This is a genomic window from Paenibacillus pasadenensis (assembly GCF_023715725.1).
Taxonomy (GTDB): domain Bacteria; phylum Bacillota; class Bacilli; order Paenibacillales; family Paenibacillaceae; genus Paenibacillus_O; species Paenibacillus_O pasadenensis_A.
Map to the genome: position 1 here is coordinate 1 of NZ_JAMBOT010000047.1, position 458 is coordinate 458.

Consider the following 458-nt stretch of genomic DNA (forward strand, 5'->3'; position numbering starts at 1 on the left):
TTCGACAGCTGCGGCAGATCGCTGACCGGGAACATCAGCATCCGCCCGGCGGCGGTGATGGCCAGCAGCATATCGGACTCATCCTCAATCACCAGCGGCGGCATCACGTGCGCGTTGTCAGGCAGGGTGATTAGCGCTTTACCGGCACGGTTGCGCGCCACCAGATCGTTGAAGGTACAGACGACCGTAGCCCGCGTCGGAAGCCATCAGCAGTTTCTGATCGTCGCTTTCCATTAGCATATGCTCCACGGTCGCGCCCGGCGGCAGGGTCAGTTTGCCGGTAAGCGGTTCACCCTGGCCACGCGCGGAAGGCAGAGTAATCGGATCGATGGCATAGCTGCGTCCGGTGGTATCGATAAACACCACCGGCTGGTTGCTCTTGCCCTTCGCCGAGGCTTTCCAGCTGTCGCCCGCCTTATAGCTCAAGCCCTGGGCGTCAATGTCGTGTCCTTTGGCGC

1 protein-coding gene is annotated in these 458 nt (G+C 61.6%); it reads right to left on the reverse strand.

All coding sequences use genetic code 11. From position 1 onward, the window contains the following. Positions 1 to 138: 138 nt before the first annotated feature. On the reverse strand, positions 139 to 458 hold a 320-nt coding region (locus M3223_RS23890; RefSeq protein WP_251566280.1), incomplete at its 5' end, for a hypothetical protein.